The 26,122-nt window shown below is 47.9% G+C and carries 22 protein-coding genes and 1 tRNA gene; 14 read left to right on the top strand and 9 right to left on the bottom strand.

Annotated elements, in window-relative coordinates:
- Positions 1-26: 26 nt before the first annotated feature.
- Together RJ53_RS00525 and RJ53_RS00520 are read left to right on the top strand one after the other, a co-directional pair.
- Positions 27-1,745 (top strand): DUF2070 family protein, encoded by a 1,719-nt coding sequence (locus tag RJ53_RS00525; RefSeq protein ID WP_246495904.1) that lies wholly within the window; start codon positions 27-29, stop codon positions 1,743-1,745.
- 53 nt (positions 1,746-1,798) lie between these two features.
- Positions 1,799-1,872 (top strand) — tRNA-Thr (locus RJ53_RS00520).
- A 239-nt stretch (positions 1,873-2,111) separates the two neighbouring features.
- Here the strand turns inward: RJ53_RS00520 and RJ53_RS00515 are convergent.
- From RJ53_RS00515 to RJ53_RS00495, 5 genes are all read right to left on the bottom strand, one after another.
- Entirely contained in the window at positions 2,112-3,200 is a 1,089-nt protein-coding gene (locus RJ53_RS00515; RefSeq protein WP_211529653.1) for a hybrid sensor histidine kinase/response regulator, read from the bottom strand.
- Between the two features lie 317 nt (positions 3,201-3,517).
- Positions 3,518-4,591 carry an ABC transporter ATP-binding protein gene (locus RJ53_RS00510; RefSeq protein ID WP_211529652.1) on the bottom strand — a complete coding sequence of 358 codons (1,074 nt, stop codon included), beginning with the start codon at positions 4,589-4,591 and terminating at the stop codon, positions 3,518-3,520.
- A 4-nt stretch (positions 4,592-4,595) separates the two neighbouring features.
- Positions 4,596-5,282, bottom strand: a complete 687-nt coding sequence (locus RJ53_RS00505; RefSeq protein ID WP_211529651.1) for an ABC transporter permease — start codon at positions 5,280-5,282, stop codon at positions 4,596-4,598.
- A gap of 51 nt (positions 5,283-5,333) precedes the next feature.
- A complete protein-coding gene (locus tag RJ53_RS00500; RefSeq protein WP_246495903.1) occupies positions 5,334-6,221 on the bottom strand; it encodes a substrate-binding domain-containing protein in 888 nt (295 codons plus the stop codon).
- Positions 6,222-6,380: 159 nt separating this feature from the next.
- Positions 6,381-7,187: an amino acid kinase family protein gene (locus RJ53_RS00495; protein WP_211529649.1), complete on the bottom strand. Its 807-nt coding sequence runs from the start codon at positions 7,185-7,187 to the stop codon at positions 6,381-6,383.
- A gap of 236 nt (positions 7,188-7,423) precedes the next feature.
- Between RJ53_RS00495 and RJ53_RS00490 the strand changes: the two genes are divergently transcribed.
- The 9 genes from RJ53_RS00490 (at position 7,424) to RJ53_RS00450 (ending at position 20,643) form a co-directional block, all read left to right on the top strand.
- Positions 7,424-11,407: a molybdopterin-dependent oxidoreductase gene (locus tag RJ53_RS00490; RefSeq protein ID WP_211529648.1), complete on the top strand. Its 3,984-nt coding sequence runs from the start codon at positions 7,424-7,426 to the stop codon at positions 11,405-11,407.
- Between the two features lie 11 nt (positions 11,408-11,418).
- Positions 11,419-12,777 carry a hypothetical protein gene (locus RJ53_RS00485; protein WP_211529647.1) on the top strand — a complete coding sequence of 453 codons (1,359 nt, stop codon included), beginning with the start codon at positions 11,419-11,421 and terminating at the stop codon, positions 12,775-12,777.
- Between the two features lie 24 nt (positions 12,778-12,801).
- The gene (locus tag RJ53_RS00480; protein WP_211529646.1) at positions 12,802-15,132 is read left to right on the top strand and encodes a PEGA domain-containing protein; all 2,331 of its coding nucleotides are present in this window, start codon (positions 12,802-12,804) and stop codon (positions 15,130-15,132) included.
- A complete protein-coding gene (locus RJ53_RS00475; RefSeq protein WP_343221795.1) occupies positions 15,129-16,385 on the top strand; it encodes a metallophosphoesterase family protein in 1,257 nt (418 codons plus the stop codon). The genes RJ53_RS00480 and RJ53_RS00475 overlap by 4 nt, the downstream gene beginning before the upstream one ends.
- The gene (locus tag RJ53_RS00470; protein WP_246495902.1) at positions 16,382-17,209 is read left to right on the top strand and encodes an argininosuccinate synthase; all 828 of its coding nucleotides are present in this window, start codon (positions 16,382-16,384) and stop codon (positions 17,207-17,209) included. The genes RJ53_RS00475 and RJ53_RS00470 overlap by 4 nt, the downstream gene beginning before the upstream one ends.
- The gene (locus tag RJ53_RS00465; RefSeq protein ID WP_211529644.1) at positions 17,206-17,766 is read left to right on the top strand and encodes a molybdopterin-dependent oxidoreductase; all 561 of its coding nucleotides are present in this window, start codon (positions 17,206-17,208) and stop codon (positions 17,764-17,766) included. The genes RJ53_RS00470 and RJ53_RS00465 overlap by 4 nt, the downstream gene beginning before the upstream one ends.
- A 1-nt stretch (position 17,767) precedes the next feature.
- Entirely contained in the window at positions 17,768-18,754 is a 987-nt protein-coding gene (wtpA, locus tag RJ53_RS00460) for a tungstate ABC transporter substrate-binding protein WtpA (RefSeq protein WP_246495901.1), read from the top strand.
- 178 nt (positions 18,755-18,932) lie between these two features.
- Positions 18,933-19,589 carry an ABC transporter permease gene (locus tag RJ53_RS00455; protein WP_343221794.1) on the top strand — a complete coding sequence of 219 codons (657 nt, stop codon included), beginning with the start codon at positions 18,933-18,935 and terminating at the stop codon, positions 19,587-19,589.
- The gene (locus tag RJ53_RS00450) at positions 19,576-20,643 is read left to right on the top strand and encodes an ABC transporter ATP-binding protein (protein ID WP_211529642.1); all 1,068 of its coding nucleotides are present in this window, start codon (positions 19,576-19,578) and stop codon (positions 20,641-20,643) included. The genes RJ53_RS00455 and RJ53_RS00450 overlap by 14 nt, the downstream gene beginning before the upstream one ends.
- Before the next feature lie 41 nt (positions 20,644-20,684).
- Here RJ53_RS00450 and RJ53_RS00445 read toward each other — a convergent pair whose 3' ends face one another.
- A complete protein-coding gene (locus tag RJ53_RS00445; protein ID WP_211529641.1) occupies positions 20,685-21,383 on the bottom strand; it encodes an ABC transporter substrate-binding protein in 699 nt (232 codons plus the stop codon).
- 224 nt (positions 21,384-21,607) lie between these two features.
- On the opposite strand from RJ53_RS00445, the gene RJ53_RS00440 reads away from it, so the two are divergent.
- From RJ53_RS00440 to RJ53_RS11820, 3 genes are read left to right on the top strand one after another with little or no spacing between them, the layout of a single operon-like run.
- On the top strand, positions 21,608-21,829 hold the full coding sequence (locus RJ53_RS00440) for a hypothetical protein (protein WP_211529640.1): 222 nt from the start codon (positions 21,608-21,610) through the stop codon (positions 21,827-21,829).
- A 37-nt stretch (positions 21,830-21,866) separates the two neighbouring features.
- Positions 21,867-22,220 carry a hypothetical protein gene (locus tag RJ53_RS00435; protein ID WP_211529639.1) on the top strand — a complete coding sequence of 118 codons (354 nt, stop codon included), beginning with the start codon at positions 21,867-21,869 and terminating at the stop codon, positions 22,218-22,220.
- A 60-nt stretch (positions 22,221-22,280) separates the two neighbouring features.
- A complete protein-coding gene (locus RJ53_RS11820) occupies positions 22,281-23,453 on the top strand; it encodes a putative sulfate/molybdate transporter (protein WP_211529638.1) in 1,173 nt (390 codons plus the stop codon).
- Here RJ53_RS11820 and fhcD read toward each other — a convergent pair.
- From fhcD to RJ53_RS00415, 3 genes are all read right to left on the bottom strand, one after another.
- Complete coding sequence (fhcD, locus tag RJ53_RS00425; RefSeq protein ID WP_211529637.1) at positions 23,422-24,312, bottom strand: formylmethanofuran--tetrahydromethanopterin N-formyltransferase; 891 nt, start codon at positions 24,310-24,312, stop codon at positions 23,422-23,424. The genes RJ53_RS11820 and fhcD overlap by 32 nt on opposite strands.
- A gap of 3 nt (positions 24,313-24,315) precedes the next feature.
- A complete protein-coding gene (locus RJ53_RS00420; RefSeq protein WP_211529636.1) occupies positions 24,316-24,882 on the bottom strand; it encodes a 5-formyltetrahydrofolate cyclo-ligase in 567 nt (188 codons plus the stop codon).
- Between the two features lie 76 nt (positions 24,883-24,958).
- On the bottom strand, positions 24,959-26,116 hold the full coding sequence (locus RJ53_RS00415) for a hypothetical protein (protein WP_211529635.1): 1,158 nt from the start codon (positions 26,114-26,116) through the stop codon (positions 24,959-24,961).
- Positions 26,117-26,122: the final 6 nt, after the last annotated feature.

Raw genomic sequence — 26,122 nt, 5'->3', positions numbered from 1 at the left:
AGATGAGGGAGCGGGGAGACATCCGCATGGAGCGGTTATCACGGTTTATCTTTACCGCCCCCTCATGGCCACGATCTCTTGTTATCATCATTGCTCTTGGGCTATTGATCGACCTTGCCCTTCTCAGAACAAAAGAGCCTATATTATTCTTTGGAACCATCGCCTTTACGTTACCTGCCGTCGTCGCATTCCTCACGACACGACCGCTTGTCCGGCTCCTCGGCAAGGAGCTCAGCTGGAACCGATCAGGCCTCCTCTCGTTCGCATCGGTTATTCTTGGCATTATTGTCACTGCTCTTGCCGCAATCGGTTCTGAATCCGGCTTTCTCCTTCCTATAACGTATGCCGGCAGCCTGGGAGTTGTCCTCTCACTCAGGATGCCTGTTCTCGTTGCTATTGCTGATTACCGGCTTCACAGAATGATTGTGCCTTCAGCGCTCCAGAGTCTTGCAGGGCTTGGTGCGGGATATCTGTACTTCGGATCTGAGTTCCTCTGGTGGGCAATCAGCCTTCTTCTGATATTCGGGATTGGGAGCTCAATCTTCATCTGGCTCATCGACCATCCACTAAAACGATCATTCGGAGTATCAGGACTCAGTTTTCTCAATGCTCTGATTGCGCACATGACCGATGGATCAAAGACACTTGAGGGGTTCTTCCGGGATATCGGAGAAGAAGTGACGGTCCCCCAGGCGAGTATCATTTTTTCGCGGTCGGGACGTCCCAATGCAGTTATTACCGCCCCCAATGTCCATCCCGGCCCGATGGGGGAGATAGGAAGTGCAAACCTCCCAAAGATGCTCCATGACAGTTTTAATGAGGAGGTCCTCATCACCCATGGGTGCGCCACTCATGACTTCAATCTCGTCTCTGAGGATGAAGCTGCCAAGATTGCAACGGCATTAAAGAGTTCGTTCCGCGACCTCACCTTCGCAGAGGGAGCATCGAAATCATTGCGGACAAGGCATGGGAGTGTCGAGATCCTGACGCAGCGATTCACTGACGCGGTGATGATGGTGAGCACCCGCTCACCGGAGAGAACGGAAGATATTGATTATAATATCGGCATTGCGATCATGGCAGAGGGGCACCGCTGGTTCCGGGACGTCGTCTTTGTGGATGCCCATAACTGTATGACCGATCTCTCCTCCCCGGTCCTTCCGGCGACCCTCATCGGTACAGAGTATTATCGTGCTGCACTCGCTGCACTTGAAGAGGCAGCAAGCCTGCCAATGGAACCACTATCAGTTGGAATATCGCATAAAGACCTTCCATTCAGCAGAGAGGAGGGGTTTGGGGACCTGGGTGTCCAGGTACTCATAACAGCAGTTGGTAATCAAAAGACCGCGTATGTACTTTTCGATGGGAATAATATGCATGAAGGGGCGCGGGAGGAGATTCAATCCGCAATTACTGATCTTGTGGATGATGCCGAGATCATGACAACAGACTCCCATGTCGTCAATACAATCAGTGGAAAGAACCCGATCGGACTTGCGGTGCCTTCGGATCTGGTGATACCACATGTCCGGGCAGCAGTTATCGAGGCGATTGCGGACCTCACACCCGCTGAAGTGGCCGGGGCGACGACCTGGTGTGAGAAGCTGAATATCTTTGGATCACAACGGATCGTCCAGTTTGCAAGTACCGTCAACGTCCTGCTCATCTTCATTCCACCCCTCAGCCTCGGGATGCTGATCCTCGCATTCGTCCTATCGATCCTGATATTCTCCATCATCGGATAGTCCCGTATCGAAGGACTTTTTAAGGAGGAAGGACTATTGTTGTAGGCACTTTTGCCTCAGTGGCTTAGCCCGGCATAGCGGCTGATTTGTAATCAGCAGGTCCCGTGTTCAAATCACGGCTGAGGCTTCCTTATTTTCATTGTATTTCCTCATTAAAGGCTGCGCCTTGACATTTGTTAGCGGTGGTCCGTTGTGGGAGTTTCCAGAAGAGGATCCTACAAGAGCCAGGAATGCCAGAAGCAATCTTCAAAGGGAGCTGACGGCGGATCAGTCATGCAGCCCGTATCCTGTCATGAAGCGCACCTTTCGTTAACTGCTACAACATGGAATTCATTTTATCCCATAGAGAGGGAGGGATGAAAACCCCTATTCATTTCCGCTCTCAATCCTCCATGCCCCATTTGGAACCATAATCTCAAATCTTGCCCCTTTTCCAGGCATCCCGGTTTCATTTGTTGTAATACCGGAGAGCGAGAGGATCTCTCGGGCGAGGAAGAGCCCAAAGCCATCTCCCTTTCCAGAACCCTTCTCAAAGATCTTCTCCTTCTGATCCTCCGGAATACCGGTTCCATCATCCTCCCAGATGATCAGCAGCCCCTCATCATTGGTTTCACAATTGAGATTCACTTCAGTTGCCCCTTCGGCATGCCGGAGGGTGTTATCCATCAGATTGGCAAAGACCATCTCCAGCATCGGATCTGCGAAGATTGAGAGGGGAGAACAGTGGTTCCGGATGGGGAGCTGCTCATCGGAGATTGTTGTTATGATATCTGAGACCGGAACCCAGGTGCGTTCTTCTGCACCGAGCTTCTCGTATTCCCGGGTAAAGCGGATCAGTTTCTGTATGTCGGTGACCGCCTGCTGCATCTCATTGAGGTATCCGGCAAGTTCACTATCCACCTTCTTATCCGCAGCCAGATCAAGACAGCCCTGGATTGTCATGATCTTATTGAGAATATCATGCAGGGTAATCTCGGAAATGACCGTACGTTTCCTGTTTGAAAACGAGAGAAGATTCGTTGTATTCTGGAGCTCCTGAGCGTACTGGTTAACCTCCTGGGCGAAGAACTCAAGCTCTTTTTCGACCTCCTTATGAAGAGCTATCTCAATGACCATCCTGAGATTCTGCTCTTCAAAAGGCTTGATGATATAGCCGAAGGGTTCTGTCTCTTCAACCCTGTGAACCGTGCTCTCATCATCATATGCTGTCAGATAGACAACAGGAATATGTAATTCACGTCTGATGATCTCTGCCGCAGTGATACCATCCATCTCACCTTTCAGGATAATATCCATCATGACAAGATCGGGTGTATATTCCCGTATCTTCTCGATGGCATCTTCGGCGTACCCGGATATTCCAAGAACGGTATACCCCATCCCCTGAAGGCGCCTCTTCAGATCCATTGCGATTATCGCTTCATCTTCCACTATCCAGACTTTTTTTTCTGCCATCCACAATCTCCTCTCTTTCATCAGTAAGATAATATCGTAGTTTTTTGACACCAGGTACTGGTCAGACCTGTATGGGAGTCCATCAGGACTGAAAGTACACACGAAGGTATGATACCTAACCCTTTGCAAAACCAAATCACGGCATCGTAAGGGAAATCATCAATCCAATTGGATGACGGGTATCGTTTCATTGATATAAAGAAATGTATTTGTAGATTATATAACCCTTCACCCTACATCTTCTAAGATAAGCATATATCGATTCGTGGGTAGGGAGTACTGATACTATATCCTGAGGAAAAAGGGCTGATTATTCATCACTCTTCTGCTGCAAGAATATGAGGCGCTGTTGCCTTGAATGAGACACAGACATCAGATCCTTCCTTCAAACCGAGATCCTCAGTTGCCATGTACGTTATCATCGCAATGATCTTCACCCCACAATCAACAATAATGCGATTATATGGGCCCATGGGCGTAATGGATACAATTTGCCCCGGGAATACATTACGTACACTTTCTGCATGGGATGAAGAACAACTTATCGCAACATCCTCAGGTCTGAAGAAGATGGTGACATCTGTTCCGACTGGGAGAGGAGATAGTGCCTGAATGGTGATTCGCCCAACCTGAATAAATGCTATGCCCCTATCCTTAGAGATGATTCTACCCTCAATGACATTTTCAATACCAACGAATCGTGCCACAAATCTGTCATTCGGAGTTGTAAAGATCTCGCGTGGTGTGCCGAACTGTGCGAATTTTCCATCTATCATCACCCCGATACGATGGGCAAGTCTCTGTCCCTGGAACATATCATGAGTTGACATGATAATCGTCGTCTGAAACTCATGATGAATCCGTTGCACAAGCTCTTCGATAACCCTGACAGAGACGGGATCAAGATTTGCGGTAGGCTCATCCAGAAGAAGAACATCAGGATCGGTGACGAGGACACGTGCAAGAGCGATCCGCTGCATCTCACCCCCGGATAGTGTTTTTGCCTTCCTCTCTTCAAAACCGGTGAGGCCGACGATCGCAAGCGCATCAGCAACCTTCTTTCGGATAACCCTTTCATCAATTTGCCTGAAACGAAGACCGAGAGCGACATTTTCATAAACGGACTGGTTAAAGATCGCCGGTTTCTGAAAGACCATCCCCATCCGCCGTCTGACCGCCATATTCTTCTCTTTATGAATATCCGTACCATCGAGAAGGATGGTTCCTTCGGTCGGGGTATCAAGGAGGTTTATCAGGCGAAGAAGTGTTGATTTCCCGGCCCCGGAAGGTCCGATGATGGTAAATATCTCTCCTTTCGGAACCTTCAGCGAGACCCCTTTCAGCACCTCTGAATCACCAAACTGCTTTGACAGATTATGTATCTCAAGCATGGTATCACCGGTTTTGCACAACTGCAAGGAGGAGATTGATCACAAGTGCTATCATGAGAAGAATAATACCCAGGGCAATAGAGACGGCCAGGTTTCCCATGGATGTCTCAAGTGAGATCGCGGTCGTCAGGACACGGGTATGTCCCCGGATATTTCCACCGATCATAATCGCGGCACCAACTTCAGAGATAGCGCGACCAAAACCGAGGACAACAGCGGCCATAATAGCATAACGTGCTTCTTTTACAACTGAACGCAGAAATTGTATCTTTGTTGCGCCAAGAGACCGAAGAGTATCAAGAATCGTCGTATCGAGACCTTTTAAAGCAGATATCGTCAGGCCAACCAGGATTGGCAGAATAAGAACTGTCTGGGCAATTACCATCCCTTCCGGGGTGAAGAGAAGGCGCATAAATCCCAGTGGACCAGCACGTGATATCAGCAGGAAGACAAATAGGCCGACAAGAACCGTTGGGAGAGCATAGAGGGTCTGAATAATGTTGACAAGGAAACGCTTCCCGGTAAATTCAGAGAAGGTAATTGTCGCCCCGATAGGAACTGCAATCAAGGCTCCAATAAGCGTTGAAGAGAGCGAGATCAGGATGCTCCGGATCGAGATCTCGATAACCCCGGGGTCAAGTGTGATGATCAGGTGAAGAGCGGTGAGGAAACCGCTGATGATCTCATTCATACAAGGTAATCCCTGTTTACTACGCCGATGGCAAAGAAAAAGATAGTGTTATCAGAGCACCGGCTCTGTCACTTCAGACTGTGGAACACCCATTCTCTCCCAGTTGCCTTGTGCAGGGAAGAAGAGGGGTTCTCCATACTCGGAGACACCAAATGTCGCAATCTCCTCTTGAGCCTCATCTGAGATGAGGAAGTTGATCCATGCTTTTCCAAGATCGGTATCAATCCCGGTGTGTGTCTGGGGGTTGATCAGCATGGTGGAGTAGACATTCAGAAGGATCTCCCCTTCATCGACGACCGGAACGATCCCAAGATCTCCTTTGTATGCAAGGAAAGTTCCTTTATCTGAAAGGGTATATGCCTCCTTCTCATTTGCCATCACCAGGGTTTCGCCCATTCCACGTCCTGCCTCGACATACCATATCCCGGAGTTCTGGATATCGGTTGCATAGTCATATCCGGCAGATCTCCAGATCGCCTTCTCCTTTGCGTGAGTACCTGACTCATCTCCACGGGAGACAAAAGCAATACCTGATTCTCCGGCAGTTCCCTGTTCAAAAAGTGTCCGGAATGCTTCTTCGGGTGATGTTCCACGAATCCCGGCAGGATCTGACTCAGGGCCGAGAATAACGAAGTAGTTGTACGCGATGACACGGCGTTCCACACCATGGCCTTCTGCGATGAAGGTATCTTCACGGGCTCGATCGTGAACCATCATCACATCAACATCGCCTCTCATACCGTATTCAAGTGCTTTGCCGGTCCCTGCAGAGACGATCAGCAGTTTTGCATTGTATCTCTCCTCAAAGATCGGCTGGAGATGGTCAAGGAGCCCGGTATCATAGAGACTGGTTGTGGTTGCGATCCGGAGCTCTTCGGGCACTCCGGGCTGTGTCTCGCTGTCAACACATCCTGCAACAAGGAGCCCGGAAATAATCAAGGCACCTATAAGTATAAAACCCTTACAATTCATGGTGAACGAGAATGTATTAGAAGTAACAATAATATAAAGATTGTTATTTTTGATAGAGTACATCAAATTAATTAAACTAAATTACCTTTAACGGCAGTATTAATGATTTAAAAAATGATAATTATTTTATGCTTTTATGATAGTCCCGATACGCTCCCCTTTCAGTGCCCGTGTCAGCATACCTGGGAGATGCCCATTAATGATCTGGATCTCACGAACGGCTTTTGCATGCGGAAGCATCTCAACAACCTTCTCTTCAAGGACAAGATCATCCATCTCCATATCAAGAATCTCATATGCACGTATCTCTTCGATCAGTTCTGCATGAGGGTCAGTCAGTGGATTGCTTGTAAAGAGTCCATCAACATTCTTCATGAGAATACAGGATTTTGCCCCAAGAACCTCGGCAATGAGGAAGGCACCAGTATCTGTCCGGTGGGGAGGGATCATTCCAATGTCCGGGGGAGATTCAAATAGTCCGTAGGGTGGAGTGCCATGCGTTACAGGAAGGATCCCCATCTTCAGGAGCATTGGAAGCTCAAGAAGATCAGGGGAATGAATTCTGGCACCCCCATATTCAGAGAGAAGAACGGACATCATAATGGCATTCTGCTCACTTACCTTACCGGATAGTTCGGCCAGAACACCGGTCGGCATCCCCAGATCGAGACCGATATCCAGAATATGCCGAACCCGCACTCCGCCACCGGTCACAATTAGCATCTGATGATCACGGGAAAGTGCACCGATCTCGGAAGCAAGGGGCTTTAGAACCGGTGCTCCATAATCGACGATGCCATGTCCTCCAATCTTAACAACATTCACATTCGGTGCTATCCTGAGTTGCTCACGCCCTTCATATCTCCTGAGCAATCCTCTTCGCCCAAGGGTTTCACCCTTCAGTTTTGATTCAATTTCACGTCTTCGATGCATACCTGATCACCTCGATTTAGTACTCATTAGGTTTTGAATATGAATAACCCGCTCGGTGTTGTAGGAATATATTTGAATAAAAACGTAAACATATTATTTAGTATAATATGTTAAGTTAACTAAATTTACAAAATTAATTAATTTAATAAAAATTATTTAAATCATCCGATCTATAATTCAATTAAACATCTAAAAAAAGACCCTCAAAAGGTCATATTAGACAGTCTGGTGATGAAATGATTGATTTTGGGAATCGTTACAGAATACTATTGATTCTGTTGATGATAGGGCTGATCATCGCACCTGTCACGGCAGCAACGACCGAGCTGCGGGTTATCAAGTATGCAGCTGACGAAACGACGATCATCAACGAAACGGTCGTCGATTATGAATGGATGGAAGCAAACCTTCCTGTACTTGGAGATGGAGAGACCAGTTACTTCCATCAGGGGCCTGTATTTGATGGGGACCCCTGGAATCCCGGGGAGGATGTCAACCTCAGGGATCAGGGAGCGGTAAAGGGTACCGATCTCGCTGATATCTGCGATCTTGCCGGAGGTATGAGCGATGGTGAAACCGTCAGGGTTCGTGCATTCGACGGGTTCTCCAAGGATTTCCCATATAACAACGTCTATAATCCGGAATCCAGGCAGGGACCGATAGGTATTACATGGTACCGTGCAGGTGACGGATATGTTCCGGACTTTAGTGACGGAATGATGCTTGTCTTCTTCGCAGATGATACCGTTTTTGGTGTAAATGATATGCGGGAGACATTCCCCGAGGAGTACTGGCATTATTTTGACATCTATCCGACAACAACCGGACTCTCAGTGAAATATATCAGTGAAATCCGGATTATGAGCAATGAAGAAGCTCCACCGGATGATGAAACTGATATCCTCTTTGATGGAACAATGGAGCTCTCAGACGAGTCGGTGAATGTACGTGCAACATCAGGAGAATCATACGAGATTAGCAGGCTGACACCACTTGGCGCACTTGAAGCAACCGGATTTCCCCTTACTATCAACGATCGTGCAATCAGCAGCCGAGGAATCCTTCTTCTTGATGGAATAGAAGATTATCTCTATGAAAGACCTGATGACGGACCGACCAGAACCTGGGAATGTGCCGTCAATGGATACACACTCGATGACTGGGGTAATTCCGCAAACGACGGACTTAACATCTATTCTCTTGAAGATGGAGATATCGTCGAGTTTTTTTACGGTGTCAGGCCACTTTCTTTTGAAACAGCTGAAGCATACATCCGGATGGAGATCTCTGTCGATGAGCCACCAGCAGAAGACTGGATCCTCACTCTGAAAGGAGCTCGGGAAGAGATCATTCATCGAACCTATTTCGAGGCAGGAACAGATTGTCAGACAAACCCTCATGTCGCAACCTATACTGACGATGATGGGAACGTCTGGTCCGGAATGCCATTATGGTGGCTGGTAGGATATGTCGATGATGAAAATTCACATGGCAGTGACGCGTTCAATGATGAGCTTGCAGCTCAAGGCTATTCAGTCAAGGTTATTGCAGGCGACGGATACTCGATCAACTTCCAGAGTGCCACAGTCGCACGGAACGATAATATCATCGTTGCAAATACATTAAACGGCGAGCCACTCCCTGCAACTATTGGAGAGAAGGCAAAACCCTGTTTCCCACTCCAGCTGGTTGGATCTGACGTCTCAAGCGGCCAGAAGATTGGAAATATAGTTACCATCGAGCTTATCGGGCTGCCCGTTCCAACCACAGAGTGGACAATCACCCTGAATGGTGCATATAGCCGCTCATTCTCTCAGTCAGAGTTTGAAGAGGGAGTTGCCTGCGGCCATGCCGGAATGTATACCGACACTCAGGATCAGGTGTGGACCGGGATGCCACTCTGGTATCTTCTTGCCGTCGTTGATGACTACAATGGCGCGAATCACTGGAGATTCAATGATGAGCGTGCCTCCGGCTATACTGTAACTATCACTGCTCAGGATGGTTTTTCAAGGGAGTTCAATGGTGCTGATATTGCACGAAGTGATGGATTTATCGTTGCCAATATGATGAATGCCGCACCCCTTGCCGAGGATAATGGTTTTCCACTCCGGCTCCAGGGCTCAGCCCTGACAAGTGGCGGGCAACGTATAGGTTCGATTGCATCCATCACCATCAATGGCCTTCCGGAGGAGCCGGCAGAGGATGAATGGGTACTAACCCTGAAAGGGGATAAGATTTCAGCCAGGATCTCAGAAAGCAGTTTTACTGAAATGGCTGAGACGATGAGCGAAACCTGGAGTGATGGAGAGGATATCTGGACAGGTATTCCGCTCTGGAGGCTCGCGGGTATCGTTGATGATGACCTGATGACTGGCACAAATGCCTTCAATGAAGGGCTTGCCACAGATGGATATACAATTATCGTCTCATCCGGAGGAGCATCCCCATACAGCAAGGATTTCACAAGTCAGAATATCGCAAATAACAAGAATGACTACATCGTTGCGTATCTCCTCAATGGCGAGCCGATCGAAGGAAACAGCTATCCGCTTCGGCTCGTTGGCGAGGGGGCAACCGGCAGTTTAAGTGTCGGGAATATTGAAACAATCGAACTGACAGCATTTGAACCACCAACAGAAGCACCATCCATCAGGATTGTAAGGTATGCAGCAGATGGTGTCACCGTTCTGGATGATGTTACAAAGGACTATCTCTGGATGAAGGAGAACCTTCATGTATATGGCGGAGAAGACGGTGTCCAACTCAGATTCCAGGGTCCAACCTTCGATCCTGATGATCTCTGGAACCCCGCTGAAGATAAAAATCCAAACAAGGTTGATGAGGTCGTTCGGGGAACATCGATTAAAGATCTCGTCGATCTCGTCGGAGGAGCACCGGAAGGAAGCGAGATTATCCTCAGAGCATCTGATGGATATGTGATGAAACTCGATGATACAAACCTCAACTCTCCGCTGGAGCGACAGGGTGAGGCAATCGTCGCCTGGTGGACCGAACGTCAGGGGTATGTGCCGGACTATAAAGATGGATACCGGCTCTTCTTCAACACACCAGATGGTATATTTGGTGCGGATGACATGCGGGCTACCCTGAAAGAAGAATATTGGCATTACTTCTGGAGTGGTGGAATCCAGTATCCATCCGCAGCCGGATGTTCGAATAAGAATATTGTCACGATAGAGATTCACACCGGAACACGTGAAGACTGGACACTCCGCCTGACGGGGGCCATCACCGACACCATTGAAAGAGCATACTTTGAAGCAGGAAAGGCCTGTGCGATGGCCGGGGATTCACACCTCGCCACATGGATCGATAATGATGGGAACGAATGGTCGGGTATGCCTCTCTGGACACTTGTCGGGTGGGTTGATGATGAAAATAAACATGATTATGGATCAGATCCATTCCGCGACGATCTTGCGGTAGCTGGATATGATGTCACCGTCATAGATTATGGTCCCGATGGAGTAAAAGGTACTGAGGATGACTTTTCTGCAACATTCCACAGCACGGTCGTTGCTCGGAACAACAATATCATCGTCGCTGATGAAATAAATGGCCAGCCACTCTCAGATCAATATTGGCCACTCCGTCTCGTCGGATCAGATCTGACATCCGGTCGCCAGAGAGTTGGGAGTATCGATGAGATTGAAATCACCTTCCCCGAACCAGTGTCAGGAGATGCTGTTATTCATCTCAAGGAAGGGTGGAACTTCATCTCTGTACCAAAACGCCTTGATTCGGGAAACAACACAGCATCGATCTTTGCTGAGGTAGACACAGGAGATCACAGTATCTTTGAATATGATGCAGTATTTAAAACCTGGAAGGCGCTGGGCGAGACAGATCTTATTACACCACTGAAAGGGTACTGGATTTACAGCACACAGGGGAAAGAGATCCCGCTCACCTTCATGAACCAGCCACTCATGACACCCCCAACGATAGAGCTTCAGAAAGGGTGGAACGCAGTTGGTTTTACCGATATTGAGCCGGCTACCGCTCGTGACACATTCCTCTCCCTCGGAGACGCATGGACACAGACCATCGGGTACGATGCAGGCGAACAGAGATATGCTACTGCGATCATCAGAGAGGGTTCTGGAAGCTACAGCGATGGCCGGCTCCTGTATCCGACGAACGGATACTGGATCTATCTGAAGAGTAGTGGCGAACTTGCCGCAATCTCAACATAGGACGGACAAACATGGATCTAAAAACAATCCTCACCATTTTTTTTATTCTTACACTGATTGGAACAGTTGGTGCAGTTCCACCAAAACCTGTGGAATTTTTTGGAACAGCAACACTTGACGGAATAGCTGTACCTGAAGAGGAACTGATTACCGCAAAAATCAATTATAATGAGAGAGGATCGATCGCAACCAGACAAGGAGGTATTTTTGGAGAGACAGGGATTTTTGGTGAGCGTCTGATCGTTGCGGCAACTGAAGAAGATCTCATCGCTACAATTAATCCTCTAATTACATTCTGGATAGGAGACCTCAAAGCCAGCCAGGAGATACCCTTCAGCAGCGGGGAAGTGATGGAGCTTGCCCTGACCTTCAATAGTTCCGGTGGAGAGGTACCACCTGTCGGCTCAGGGGATAATTCCTTTCAGATCGGCACAATTGAAACAACAGAGTCAGGAGGGGAACAGATTGTTGCGATCAATCAACAAACCACAACAGGAACTGTAACGACTGATGGAAATGCAATTCTTCTGGAGAATCCTGGTGGCGGATGGGAGAGCATCAGGTTACAGACAGCCGAACCACCGGAGGTAAGTGGATCGATCGTTCGAGGAACGATAACCGATGTACGAGCGGTCAGCAGCCGTTTAACAGCATCGCTGGATGGAGAGATTGCGGGCATCGATTTTGATATTGGAATGGAGAAATTCCCTGATCCGACAGCACAGATAACCAGAACCATCTCAAAAAACCCGGATCCCGCCGCCAATAGCGCTTTTCTGCTCACAGCTCAAAATGCCGCTAAAGAGATTAATGATATTGCATTTGTTGTTAATATCCAGAAGACAGGTATCGATAACGTAGCGGATGGGGGAACAATAACATCCGCAACAATAAGGATGGTTGTGAGCCCTTCATGGGTTATTGCACAGGGGGGTGTTGATAATGTTGTTATCATGAGAAGATCAGATACAGGGTCAACCTCATCACTGATGACGCGGTACATTGGAAACGATCCAGGCGGCAATTATATCTTTGAGGCAGATTCACCTGAAGGACTTTCAATCTTCGCATTAACCGGAGTCCGATCCCCATCACCACCATCCCCGCCAACGGGAGGAGGAGGAAGTTCATCAACACAGGCAACCTCAGATTTTGTCTTCACTCCCGGGGCAACGATCACTCCGGGTCCGGTTCCAGTTGAGGATCAGCCCACTCCGGGGACTCAGGAGACAACACCTCTGCCAGTAGTATCCTCACCAGATAGTGAATCAGGGTCAGAACCCACCGGCAGAGATCTTCCGCTTCCTTATATAATCGCAGGAATTGCCATTGCTGTCATAGGACTTTTCTTCATTATGAAGAAGAGATAAATCCTTTTTTTGGAGCTTTGAATAATGGAAAAAAACTCCCTGAAGATTTATATCATCATCCTCTTCTGCCTAGGACTGATTACTGTTATATCAGCAGCCCCAACAACAGAAGTGAAACTTACCCGGTATGCTGCAGATGGCTTTACCATACTCGATGAGAAGACAGTAGATTTTCATTGGATGGAGGCAAATTTGCCGGTTCTTGGCGATGGTGCCACCCATTATCACCATCAGGGTCCGGTCTTTGAAGGAGATCGATGGAACCCGGAGGAAGATACGAATGTCCTTGAAAGAGATATGGGGGCAGTGAAAGGGACAGATCTCCGGGACCTCTGTAACCTCATAGGGGGAGTTTCCGAAGGAGAAACAGTAACACTCCGGGCATCGGATGGACTTCGCAGAACATTTCCATATGGAAACATCTACCATCCGGAACCACGACAGGGACCCATGGGAATTACATGGTACCATGCAGAGGATGGATATGTGCCAGACTATCGAACCGGTATGCGGCTGATCTTTTTTGCAGATACATCAACGAATCCATGGGGCGTTCATGCATTCGGGGTTTCTGATATGAGAGCCGCCTTTCCTGAGGAGTACTGGTATTATTTCAACGGCATCTACCCGACCACAACCGGCCTCTCTGTCCAGTACATCAGTGAGATCATCATCAACAGCAATCAGGAACCCACCGGGAGCATCATGGTCACATCGTATCCGGAGGGGGCATTGATCGTTGTTGATGATATGCCGACAGGTTACACCACTCCGGCAATGATCGATAGCATCGAAGTCGGCTACATTCCTGTACGTGTTGAACTTGAGGGGTATGCAAGCCCTGATGATGCATGGGTCAGGATCGCAGCAAAACAAACAGAGCAGATTCACTTCGATCTTCTGCGCCAGTCAGGGTATATAACGATCAGATCCACACCCTCAAACGCAACGATCATACTCAATGATAATAGTACAGGGAAGCAGACCCCGGCAACTCTTGAAAACATCCCGGTCGGAGAACAGAATATTACCCTGATGCTCAAAGGGTATGAAAATGTCACGGAGATGGTTGTTGTTGAAGATGATTATGAGGAACTGCTCTTCATTGCACTTCATGTCAGGATAAACACAACAGAAACAGTACATCAGGATGTACTGGCAGCCAATCAAACCGGTATACCCTCACCAACTATTGATCCCCTGAGAGAACCACCATCACAGAATGATATAGCAGAGGAGAAACCAGAAGAGTGGGAATCAGGATTCTTCGCAGGTATCATTGATTTTTTTCAAAGGATAATTCACTTCTTCTTCGGAACCGCTGATGATGAGAGAAAGGATCGTATTCAACAGGAGAATCGAACTGAGAACGATCTGCATGAGGAACCAGCAATCGATGCAAATCATGACAGAGACCTGCAGAGATCTGGGATCATCCGGCCAAACAGAACCGGAGGAGTCTACATTGAATCCCATCCACCCGGGGCAAAAATCCTCATCAACAACAGAGAAACAAATCAAATAACGCCATCCATCGTCTACGGGCTCCGCGAAGGGGCTCATACAATCAGCCTTGCTCTCCCCTCATCCTCCGAGGGTTCAACAAGAGCTGATGATTTATATGGCAGGCAGTTCGTCTGGGTATATCCTGATTCGATAAATACAATCAGGATCGATGGCATAGCACCCACCCGGACAAGGACAATCACGCTTGTATCAGATGAATATGAGGGGAAATCCTTCACAGTGAACGGTCGGTACCCGGCATACACCATCCCGGCAACAGTAGAGATCAAAGGAGCACAGGTATTCATTGTCCTCAATATTGATGATGAACATTACTCCATGACACTCCCTGATAAAATTAATGATGGTGAAACATTTGTCATAAGTAAGCCAGAATCCCGGCTCTACTCTGTTCACATTGCATCTTCTCCCGAAGGGGCTTCCATCTTCGTTAACGGGAACCCGACCGGCCATACAACACCTGCCACCATTGAAGGATTATCTGAGGGTGAACACCGGTTCCTCCTCTCAAATCCAGGGTATATCCCTGCAGAAGGCACCATTCGGATTTACAAAGGAATGAAAGGAGATTCTGCAGGAGTTATACGGTCGTCACTTCAACCATATACATCCGGATCACTTCGTGTCGAGAGCGACCCTCCGGGTGCACGAATCTTCCTCTATGAACGTTTTACCGGAGAGCGAACACCACACACATTCACCGATATGCGAATTGGAACGTATAGTGTGAAACTTGTCTGGGATGATGGGAAGGAGAAGATCAGGGATGTAACGGTTATGCCAGGAGAAATAAGCCTTTGTATGGCGCATAATGGAGACTCGCAATGAAAAGAAAGACCTGTATCTTCGTTATTATATCCTTGCTGATAGTATGCACTGTTCCGGTTATGGGTTTAACAAATAATAATCCTGATATTTATGGGCCTTTTGTAACAGGAACGACCGAAAAAGAGGCAGTAATCTCATGGATGAGCAATGAACAGGAAACATTCAGGCTTGAATATACCAAGGAGCCACTCTCGGGATCATGGCATCGCCAGAACAGTACCGTTGTGGGAGATGGGATTTACCGGGTACTACTCTCAGACCTGACTCCGGCAACAACCTACCATTATCGAATCGGCACACCTCATAAAATTTCTCCCGGATACCAGTTCAGAACATTTGGTGATGATGAGTTCACCTTCATCATCTATGGGGATACACGGGCTCAGAGACCGTTTTTTACTCAGATGGAACGGCACAGACTTGTTGCGGAACGAATTGCTTCAGAACCCGATCTGCTCTTTGTCATTCATACCGGGGACTTCATTAATGATCACGAGGCTGACACTGATGGATGGAATGAATTTTTCCATGTAGCAGAACCCTATCTCAGCGGAACGACACTCATCCCAACTATAGGAAATCATGACGGGCCACCAGGCCGCTTTCGTGATATCTTCGGAATCCCCGAATGGTATTCAGTCGATGCTGGAGGTGTCCATCTCATCGTTCTTGATAGTAATGACTGGGCATGGCCGGTTATGGACGAACAGACTGAGTGGCTGAGATCAGAGTTAACGGGGCCGGCTACGTGGAGAATTATCAGCTTCCATCATCCACCCCACACATCCGACAGACGCCACCCGGGAGGAAATCTTGCTATACGCAACCAATGGGGACAACTATTTGATTCTCATGGCGTTGATATGGTGGTATCAGCTCATGTCCATGCATATGAGCGCTATATCATAAACAATACACAGTATATCGTCATTGGAACCGGTGGAGCACCAACCTATTCTCTTACTGAAGAGAAGGAAGATGGCCACATCACCAGTCTTGAACATACCCTCGGGTATCTGCGGATTGCAGTAACTGAAGAGACGATGACGGCGGCCTTTGTTCCTGTTGCCCGCATTTCCCCTGATAATAAAGATATTCTCGAAATCTATCCTGAGGGAACAACTTTTGAAATGTTTACCCTCTCACAGGAGAGTAAGGCAGTAGAAGCACCATCTGGTGGATGGATCGCTGTTGCTGCACTTCTCACAGCTATCTGCATCTTTGTACGAACAAATCGGAGTGAAAAAAGATGATGAAAGTAATCTATCGAATGCTTGTTGTAACCCTCCTTGTCCTATCCCTCTGTATGACAGGTACATTGGCAGCGCCAACAACCGAAGTAACGGTTGTAAAGATCAACAGTGAAACTGACGAAATAATGAGCAGAACGACTGTGACATACCAATGGATGGAAGAGAACCTCCCTGTCCACGGTGATGGAATAACAAGATATTATCATCAGGGACCCGTCTTTGATGGAGATAAATGGGATCCGGAGGAGACCACAAATTTCAAGGATAAAGGATCGGTCAAGGGAACAGATATTCGTGATCTCTGCGACCTTGTCGGGGGGGCAGCTCCGGGTGATGAGATTATGGTACGTGCACAGGATGGATATCATGTTGAGTTTCCGTACGAAAACGTCTATCATCCCGAACCCCGACAAGGTCCCATTGTCCTCACCTGGTATAACGGAGCTGATCCGGACGTTGGTGAGCGGCAGGGAACCGGGTACCCCCCAGACTTTTATTCGGGCATGAGGATCGTCTTCTTTGCTGATACCTCAACAAATACCGACGGGCTCCATGTCTATGGAAATGATGACATGAAAAAGACAATGCCACAATCGGTTCATCACTTCTATGATCTCTACCCATCAACAAATGGCTTCACAGTCAAGTGGGTGGATGAGATACGGGTCTATTCAGGGGGATATAAGGGCGAGCAGGGGCTTCTTGCCAAGTCATTGCAGAGCGAACCAGGCCATGATGCTCAACAAAGCCCGATGAGTTCTCTCATTGTGTTCATAGCAATAACAGGATGCAGTATCCTCTATACACGACGAGGGATGAGATGAGATATTCCCTCATCATCACCATCATCATTGTTCTGGGAGCCATCTTTGTATCCGGGTGTCTCGATCATCAGGATGAACAGGAAGAGGAGATCCCCTGGAACCTGACACTTACCGATGGAGAATCAACAATACTCTTATCAATGGAGGATATTCGGGCTTTAAAGCCTGTAACCGGACATGCGTACGCCGTCTCGACAGTTGGAATCAGATATGGCCCATACAGAGTCAAGGGAGTCGATATTCTTGATCTCCTCGACCTGATCGGAGGAGCAGGCGAAAATGATCTACTCTATATATCAGCTCCTGATGGGTATCTCTGGGTTTTTGATACGGAACAGGCTTCAGGATCGGGATTCCTCACTTTTAACACAGATCTCAAGGAAATACCTTCACCTCCACTCCGTGTCATCATCGCATATGAACAGGATGGAAAACCACTCACATATAATGATGGCGGCCCGTTGAGACTCATCATCACCAGTGATACCAGCGATGTCATAACCGAAGGAAGTTCCTGGGTTAAATGGGTTGACAGGATAGAAATCCGGAGAAGATAAGATGATGAGGTATATCCTCCTTCTCATGGTTTTTATTGTTCTGATTAGCGGTTGTACCGGAGTGCAGGATGAAAAAACGACTCTGAGAGTATTTGCAGCAGGCAGTGCTCTTGGACCACTCGCCACAATTGAAGCGGAATATGAGGAGATTTACCCGATGGTGGATGTACAGATCCATGGTCATGGGAGTATCCAGGTCATTCGCCAGGTTACTGATCTTCGCCGCCAGGCTGATCTTGTTGTCGTTGCGGACGAATCACTCATCCCTGATATGATGTTTCAACCGATGGGGGAGGGATTGGGGAACTTCACCGAGGAATATTACCCTTTTGCAACAGGGGCTATCGTAATCGCATATACGGAGCGAAGCGCTTATGCAGACGAGATAACTGATGAGAACTGGCATACCATTCTCAGAAGACCGGATGTACGGATCGGTTTTTCAAATCCGATGCTTGATGCCTGTGGGTATCGTGCATTGATGGTGGTAAAACTTGCTGAGAACTACTATCATGATGAGAAGATATTCGATGAGATGCTTGGAAATCATATTCATCCCCCACCCAGAATCATAACAACCTCCTCTGGAACTACCATCCATCTCCCGGAGATGATCCAACCGGATGGTGACAAAGTCAGAATCAGAGACGGGAGTATTTTTCTCCTCTCTCTCCTTGAAACAGGCGGAATCGATTATGCATTTGAGTATCGGAGTGTAGCAGAGGAGCATGGACTCCACTGGATTGATCTGCCCCCGGAGATCGATCTCTCGTCTGAAATGTATGATGAAGAATATGGGGTTGTAACCGTTCATCTCGGCTTTCAACGGTTCAGTTCCATAGGTATGGACAGGACAGGACAGCCAATCGTCTATGCTGCAGCCATCCCTTCAACCGCACCTAATAAGGAGGAAGCCGTACGATTCCTTGGTTTCATGGTGGATGCATTCAGTACAGGTAGAGAAGCATGGCCTGAACCAATACAATAAAGGTGTCCGGATGGTTGAACGTAATCCACATCGGCGAAGACATTATGACAGATCGCTCATACCATTTTTGATCCCAGGATCTACAATCATACTGGTTACTATTCTGGCTCTCGGTACACTGACCGTGATTCAGATAAACGATATTGAAAGATTTCTCCGGATTGCTGGAGATCATGCAGTGCTCCATGCACTCTTTCTCACAATCTTTGCAGGAATGTGTGCTGTCATGATTCTGAGCCTCATTGGTACGCCGCTTGCATATTATCTTGCCCGGACGAAGTCCCGGTTTCGGGGCATCATTGAAAGTATCGTCGATATTCCACTTATCCTCCCCCATACAGTTGCGGGGATTCTTGTTTACCTCCTGTTTATGCGGGAAGGATTAATCGGTGCACCCATGTCTGCCGTGGGCATCATCTTTGAAGAGGCTTTTCCGGGAATTGTCGCAGCCATGACATTTGTCTCCGCTCCATTTTATGTGAATGCTGTCAGAGAGGGTTTTGAAAAAGTCCCTGTCCATCTGGAGAACGCCGCACGAACTCTTGGAGCAACACACAGCTATGCGTTTGTAACAATAACTCTCCCCCTTGCTACACGGGAGATCGTCAATGGTGCCCTGCTCGCATGGGGGCGAAGTATCGGGGAGTTTGCTGCAGTTATCATAATAGCGTATTATCCAATGGTTATCTCGACACTTATCTACTATCGATTCACAACAGGGGGAATTGCAGAGGCACAGGGTCTTGCATTTCTTATGATTGTGATCTGTTTTGGGATCTTCCTTCTGGTCAGGAGTGTAACCAGGTTCCTTGGGAGGTACGATGATCGCGTGTGAAGAGGTTACGCTCAGACTCGGAGCTTTTTCCCTCAAAAAAGTGACATTTTCGGTCCACAGGGGTTCGTGGTGTTTCATCATAGGTCCATCCGGGGCCGGAAAGACCATAATTCTTGAAGCTCTTGCAGGTCTGCATATCCTTTCTGAAGGCAGAGTAGTATGTAATGATAGAGATGTGACAGATCTTCCACCGGAGAAGCGCAATATGGCACTTGTGTATCAGGACAGCACACTCTTCCCTCATATGACCGTCTTTAAAAATATTGGATATGGTCTCAAAGTACTACATAAGACCAAAGGAGAGATTGAAGAGATCGTCTCTGAACTACTTCTGCTCCTAAACATCAGCCATCTCAAAGAAAGGTACCCTGCCACATTATCAGGAGGAGAACAACAACGAGTGGCAATTGCTCGGGCGCTGGCAGTTGAATCAAAGGTTCTCCTCCTTGATGAACCATTCTCTGCGCTTGATCCACCCACAAAAAAGCGGCTCATTCAGGACCTCCAATTAATTCGGGAGAAAGAGAATGTAACGATCATTCAGGTTACACACAGCAGGAGTGAAGCCCGAAACCTTGCCGATCAGATCATCCTGCTCAATGACGGAGAGCTTATCGCGGAGGGAACAAAGGAAGAAGTGATGTATCATCCTACAACGAAGACTGTCGCTTCATTTGTGGGATATGAAAATATCTTTGATTGTGTCATCTCAGGGAGAGATGGAAAAAAAGGGCTCATCAGACTCGGGGGAAATGATCTTCGGATTCAGACAGAACGGCTTACTGGTGAGAAGATCGCTCTGGGCATTCGATCAGAAGATATGAGTATTAAGGGATTTGAAAATGGAAGTCTTCAAAATCCGATCTCTATTGACTGCAATGTTGATTCTATCCGAAAGGATGGCGCCCTGATAGAAGTGATAGGATCGTTTCCTGGTAACAGGATTCATGCAGATATCCCTTCCGGATTAATACAGAATGGAGCAGTCAAACAAGGAGACCTGATTACCATTCTTATACCAGAGGCAGCAATCCGGGTACTTGACCCGATATAGATCTGTGTAATATCAGGAGGGGGTGTAACCAGATGCAGTGATCATCCGACTACAAGATCCCTATAAACGCCATCTGATCCGGATACAATTAAGACCGCCTGTCCGCCAACGAGAGCAGGTTTTGGGAATTTGCTCATTGAAACCCTCCCCTCCGTTATCAGAGCCCCTTCTTCGGTGATGATCCTATCGATTCCACAATCAAGAAGTTCCCCGACAGTTCTTGACCCGGTCATTGTACGGGTCTTTGCCTTCATAACGTACCTTCCATCATTTCCCGAAGCGGCAAGGCCAACACCAGCCAGCGCCCCGATGACACCATCTTCGGTCCCACCAAGACCTTCAAGGATAATCTGATGCCCGGAGGCGAGCCAACGGGCTTCATCCTGTGTCAGCACTCCGGTCTTCGCTCTTCCCCCGAATGAGATGATATCATCTACAATCCGTGATCGCTCAATGATACAGAGGCCTGGATCGCTCCCCTCTATAAAATCCGACATCATCAGGTCTCTAACCAGAGTATGAAGTCTCCTTATCGATCCATTTCCCTGACTCTCCATATGGATGACGGCGGCACTGTTGTGAGATGTGTATGGTATGTCATCATGGACGTAGAGCTGGTGTCGGCTTACACCAATGATCTGATAATCAGGGGCCAGTTCATCGGCAATAGACCGGGCAAGCCGTCCAGTTCCACGTGATGTCTCTGTATCGGTGTCATCAATACCAATGTAGATGGTCATTGTAGTACTCCTGTTTCTCTTGAAGAGGAGATTCTATTTGATCTTCTACCATAAATAACCATCAAATGTAAATATAGTTTATTTAACAAATTTAACATTTACATGGCATCTTAAAATTAATATAAATAATTAATTACTACAACCCATATTCAACCATATACAAATAAATATAAATACCATTAATGTATATCAGTTGTTATATCAGCTGATATGAGGTGATAAAAATGAAGATCTATGTTCGTGAACGACAGAAGGTCGGAACGGGTGTCAAACAACCCCGCTTCCGAGTGGTTGCCGTGACATCGGAGGCAGAAGACAAGCGCCAGCTCAAGGTTGAGGGTACTCATTTCCGTAAGACTGAGCTTGAACAGATTGCAGCTGATGCTGGAGCAACAATCGTCTACCTTGAAGAGATGCCGGATGAAAGCCATGGAAAAATGAAATAGGGCAGAGCCCCTGATTCATCCTATCAGACCTTTTTTTATGATTACAGAAGAGCAGTGTACGATACTGGATGCAGTTATACAAATCCTCCTTGGACAGGAGAAACGCATTACGATCAGCTTCTCCCGGAATTGCACGTCTATCAATCTCCCACCAACAAGACGGATAGCCGAGTATCTCGAAATTCCGCATTATTACATTCTGCCACTCTTTGCTTCAATGGAGAGGGACGGGTTGATCACACGGGTGGAACGCGTGGGGATATCGACAACATCAAAAGGAACCATGATAATCCTTACATTAATTGATGAAAACTATCAGGAAATGGCTCAGGACATACTTCCACAGGAGATGATGGAGGTACTGAGGGCTTCTATCCCTTTAAAAACCTGAATACCCAGCACCGCCCGGTGATAACGAACTCTTTTTCATGTCACCACACAATATCAGAATGTGGCAGATAACACCACGAATAACGGATTACAACCAGATCCCAAGGCAACAAAAAAAATCCGTTTTTCGCTCCGCGAACTCTCCGGGTCGGTCGGGGACTTCGGGACAATTTTTCCCATTATCCTCGGCGCAGGGATTGCAACAGGAATTAACGTCAGCTATGCCTTCGTTTTTATAGGTCTATGGTTCATCATCACCGGTATCTATTACGGTCTCCCCATTCCGATCGAGCCAATGAAGGCAATTGGAGCGATTGCCATAGCAGAAGGGCTGACTGGGGGAGAGATAGCCGCATCCGGGATCATCATCGGTCTTGTCTTCCTCATCATCGGCCATCTTAAAGGGATGGAGAGGATACAGAGATGGGTCCCGGAGAGTGTCATCCGGGGGATACAGGTCGGCCTTGCCCTTATTCTTATCAGGACCGCTCTTGGATATATCATCAGTGATCTTATTTTTGGAGCGGTTGCAATCGGGATCGTCATCTTCTTCTTCATTGCCTCATCACGAAGCGGACTGCCGGACATATCATCGCTTATCGTCATTGGAATCGGACTGGTTGCCGGAGTCATGGCTCAGGGGATGCCACCATTCAGGAGCATCCCAATCCCTGAGTTGATCATCCCTGCAACCGGAGACTGGCTTTTTGCTGCGATCCATCTTGCCATTCCACAGATGCCACTCACCCTCGGAAACGCCATCCTTGCGACCTCACTGCTAACCATCGATCTCTTGAGGCGGGAGGTGAAACCGGACACACTTTCAAAGACGATCGGCGTGATGAACCTCGTCTCATCACCTCTTGGAGGGTTTCCAATGTGCCATGGAGCCGGGGGCCTTGCCGCACAGTACCGTTTCGGCGCCCGGACAGGTGGGGCAAATATTATTGCCGGCCTTCTTATCCTTGGTTTTGCAGTTGCATTTGCACCACCAGAGGTACTGACATTAATTCCATATGGCATCTTCGGGGGTCTTCTTGTCTTTGTTGCAATCGAGCTTGGCAAGCATGGGGCCAAGTCACCATCCTACCCGGTGACGATCCTGATGGCAGTCATCGCTCTCATTTGGGGGATCACCCCGGCATTTGTGATCGGAATGATCGCATCATATGGCCTTGAAAGAAGAAGGGGATGGGGGCGCACTATGTTGAAGAGAAGAGATCGTGAAGCCTGAACCGGTGCGGCCCTAGCTTCCCGCCAAAGTTCGATGCCCCGATATACAGAATCCCGCCAGCTCCGACAGCCGATTCAATCCCTGCCTTCATCGCCGTTTTTACAGCAGTTTCACCAATTCCATTGATGACAACCTCATAGATAGAGTTCACCCCTTCAGGAACCTCGGAGTCGGGAATTGTACCTCTCAGTGTCGGGCACCAGGCATGGTTCGTACTTGCGGGCATCGGGAAACGATAGTTTCTGCATCCGACTTTTGATCCACTGCCGACGATACCCCCGGCAAAGCCGGTGATGACATCAGGGAGAGGGTCAATAGCCCGGACCCCGGCCTCGGCTGCAACAAGGGCCGTCGACCGATCCTCTGCCATCACAAGGAAGTTGCCTCCGGCGATCCCCTTCACCGTGCCATAGCGTTCCTCTCCGATATACTCCCCCTCCATCACAGGGATCCGCCAGCAGTTTCTCCCACCGATGATACATCTTTCCTCATAGCCATCCCCGAAATAGTGCATACGGGTATAGAAGCGATCGACGGCATCAGGGAGGCCATCGAATGCCGATGCCGTAGGAGCTGGGAGAATACATTGCGATATCCGGTCACTCACATTGGATCGCATCTGTTTCTTCTCAGCAGAGATGAGGATTGAGACGCCGGGCCGTCCATCCGGGGTATCATGAACAATCCCTTCAATCCCGGCTTCACATGGGCAGAAGATCTTAGAGGTTGCAAAGCCGGTCGCTTCCTGTGCAGCTGCAAGCGCCCACTCAATGGTATCTGCAGTAATGATGATTCGTGATACCCAGATAGGAAATGCCTCTGCAAATGTATCAAGGATCACCGTCTCCCCAAGCTTCATCAATTATACCCTCCGGTAGACGACGCCCTCCTCGGTCACGATAGCGTCCATGACGACATCATGGGGATCCAGAGGAAGCGAATCAACCTCCTGGCATCCAAATGCAATTCCAATCTTCCTGATATCCGGATACTGAGCAAGGAACCGATCATAATATCCGGCACCATACCCGATTCGTCCCCCTTTCCTGTCAAAGCCGAGCATCGGAAGGATGATCGTATCGACATCCGCACCATCTGCCGGTATCTCATTCCCTATCGGTTCAGGAACGCCGAAGGTACTTGGAACGAGAACCATCATATTCTCCAGATATGAAAGCCTCAGACTGACATCTTCGCTCTGGATGATGGGAACAATGACAGGATGTCTATATGATAACAGCATTGTGATGAGTGGAACGGTATTGACCTCCTTCTCTTTCGAGGTATAGACCATCACCGTCTCGCCAGGTAAAATAAGCTCCATAAGATGGCTGCAAATTGCCCTGCTCTTCTCAAACCGTTCGTCAGGGGTCAGCATCTCCTTTTTATGACGGAGTTTATCACGAATCTCCTTCTTCCCTTCGCTCATGGAGAGTAATATATCATGGTAATATATAAGACTTCAGTTAGCACTATCCATGGATAAAAGAAGACTGTGGATATCCCTAGGTAATATTCCACGAAACAGTCCCGTATTCAGATCCAAGAAATACCGAGAGATAAAAATCCGAGAGTGAGAGTGAGTCCGGCACCTCAAAGACGAGAAAACTCTGGTAGTTCTCCTTCCGGTTGAGGGTTCTCTGTACATACATCTCTCCCAGAGAAGTATACGTTGGGGTCAATAGCGGCTTATATGTCCCATGAAGTCCATGGAGTGTATAGGCAGACGGTGCCGGGGTATGAATGGTATAATGTTTTCCATCAAAGTTCCCCATATGGACAATATGAACAAAGACAAAAAGATATGTCTTCCCTGGAGGGGCATTCTGGTGCTTTGTTCCCGCTACCGTCTCATACCAGAGACTTGAAGCAAACCGCGAGTACCGGGGAACAAGAGAGATTTCATTGCTCTTTTTCGTATCAAGGTAGGTGTATGGAGATCCACAATCAATGATGTCATCCGGACGTCTCAGAGGAGACGCAACCGATGCCAGAGAGGTGAGGTGATATACCTGATCATCGCTATCTTCCATCTGAACCATATCATCAGCAGGCGAACCGACAGTATGGAGCCGCTTCGTAGTTTCGGACAGTTTTTCAATGATCTCGCGCCTGGCAGGAACCGTCTGAGGCACTCCCTCCTGCAAACTTTGCGAGATGGCTATGAAATCCTGCATGCATTGGACAAATTCCTGCTGCCGATCGAGGTTTGATGGTTGAAGACTGAGTGTTTCAACTTCGTCACAGACCTCGATCGCCTGAGATTCGAGTTTCTCTGCATTGTTCCAAACCACAACACTATCAGATTGATCTAAAGCGATTATTGTGTGGAGAGCAAGAACATGAAAAGAAAATGTTTTCTCTCCAATGATCCGAAGAAATCGATCATCATCAGACACCTCGGCCGAAGTAAGGGAGATATCTATATCCTCATGATAACCAGATGAGTTGGTTCTCTTCTCATCTCCGCTCTCTCGTCCAAAAAGCTTCTTCAGGACGGAAGTGAGATTGAAGGTATCTTCTGGAGACTGATCACGATCTTCCTGTATATCGCCATTTGAGATTGTTTTACCATCCGGTTGTGTGGGGAGCGCACTGGTTAAGACGACAAAGGTGACGACCATAACACTGAGAATGATGATGAGAAGACCCGCTTTCTTCATGGAAAC

The sequence above is a fragment of the Methanocalculus chunghsingensis genome, from assembly GCF_018132105.1.
GTDB classification, from domain to species: Archaea; Halobacteriota; Methanomicrobia; order Methanomicrobiales; family Methanocorpusculaceae; genus Methanocalculus; species Methanocalculus chunghsingensis.
This window is presented reverse-complemented; position numbering and strand designations above follow the sequence as displayed.

Bases quoted from the DNA above. Each gene is read 5' to 3' on its own strand.
- RJ53_RS00525 (WP_246495904.1), top strand. From the start codon at position 27: ATGGAGCGGTTATCACGGTTTATCTTTACCGCCCCCTCATGGCCACGA.
- RJ53_RS00515 (WP_211529653.1), bottom strand. From the start codon at position 3,200: ATGGCAGAAAAAAAAGTCTGGATAGTGGAAGATGAAGCGATAATCGCA.
- RJ53_RS00510 (WP_211529652.1), bottom strand. From the start codon at position 4,591: ATGCTTGAGATACATAATCTGTCAAAGCAGTTTGGTGATTCAGAGGTG.
- RJ53_RS00505 (WP_211529651.1), bottom strand. From the start codon at position 5,282: ATGAATGAGATCATCAGCGGTTTCCTCACCGCTCTTCACCTGATCATC.
- RJ53_RS00495 (WP_211529649.1), bottom strand. From the start codon at position 7,187: ATGCATCGAAGACGTGAAATTGAATCAAAACTGAAGGGTGAAACCCTT.
- RJ53_RS00490 (WP_211529648.1), top strand. From the start codon at position 7,424: ATGATTGATTTTGGGAATCGTTACAGAATACTATTGATTCTGTTGATG.
- RJ53_RS00485 (WP_211529647.1), top strand. From the start codon at position 11,419: ATGGATCTAAAAACAATCCTCACCATTTTTTTTATTCTTACACTGATT.
- RJ53_RS00480 (WP_211529646.1), top strand. From the start codon at position 12,802: ATGGAAAAAAACTCCCTGAAGATTTATATCATCATCCTCTTCTGCCTA.
- RJ53_RS00475 (WP_343221795.1), top strand. From the start codon at position 15,129: ATGAAAAGAAAGACCTGTATCTTCGTTATTATATCCTTGCTGATAGTA.
- RJ53_RS00470 (WP_246495902.1), top strand. From the start codon at position 16,382: ATGATGAAAGTAATCTATCGAATGCTTGTTGTAACCCTCCTTGTCCTA.
- RJ53_RS00465 (WP_211529644.1), top strand. From the start codon at position 17,206: ATGAGATATTCCCTCATCATCACCATCATCATTGTTCTGGGAGCCATC.
- wtpA (WP_246495901.1), top strand. From the start codon at position 17,768: ATGATGAGGTATATCCTCCTTCTCATGGTTTTTATTGTTCTGATTAGC.
- RJ53_RS00450 (WP_211529642.1), top strand. From the start codon at position 19,576: ATGATCGCGTGTGAAGAGGTTACGCTCAGACTCGGAGCTTTTTCCCTC.
- RJ53_RS00445 (WP_211529641.1), bottom strand. From the start codon at position 21,383: ATGACCATCTACATTGGTATTGATGACACCGATACAGAGACATCACGT.
- RJ53_RS00440 (WP_211529640.1), top strand. From the start codon at position 21,608: ATGAAGATCTATGTTCGTGAACGACAGAAGGTCGGAACGGGTGTCAAA.
- RJ53_RS00435 (WP_211529639.1), top strand. From the start codon at position 21,867: ATGATTACAGAAGAGCAGTGTACGATACTGGATGCAGTTATACAAATC.
- fhcD (WP_211529637.1), bottom strand. From the start codon at position 24,312: ATGAAGCTTGGGGAGACGGTGATCCTTGATACATTTGCAGAGGCATTT.
- RJ53_RS00420 (WP_211529636.1), bottom strand. From the start codon at position 24,882: ATGAGCGAAGGGAAGAAGGAGATTCGTGATAAACTCCGTCATAAAAAG.
- RJ53_RS00415 (WP_211529635.1), bottom strand. From the start codon at position 26,116: ATGAAGAAAGCGGGTCTTCTCATCATCATTCTCAGTGTTATGGTCGTC.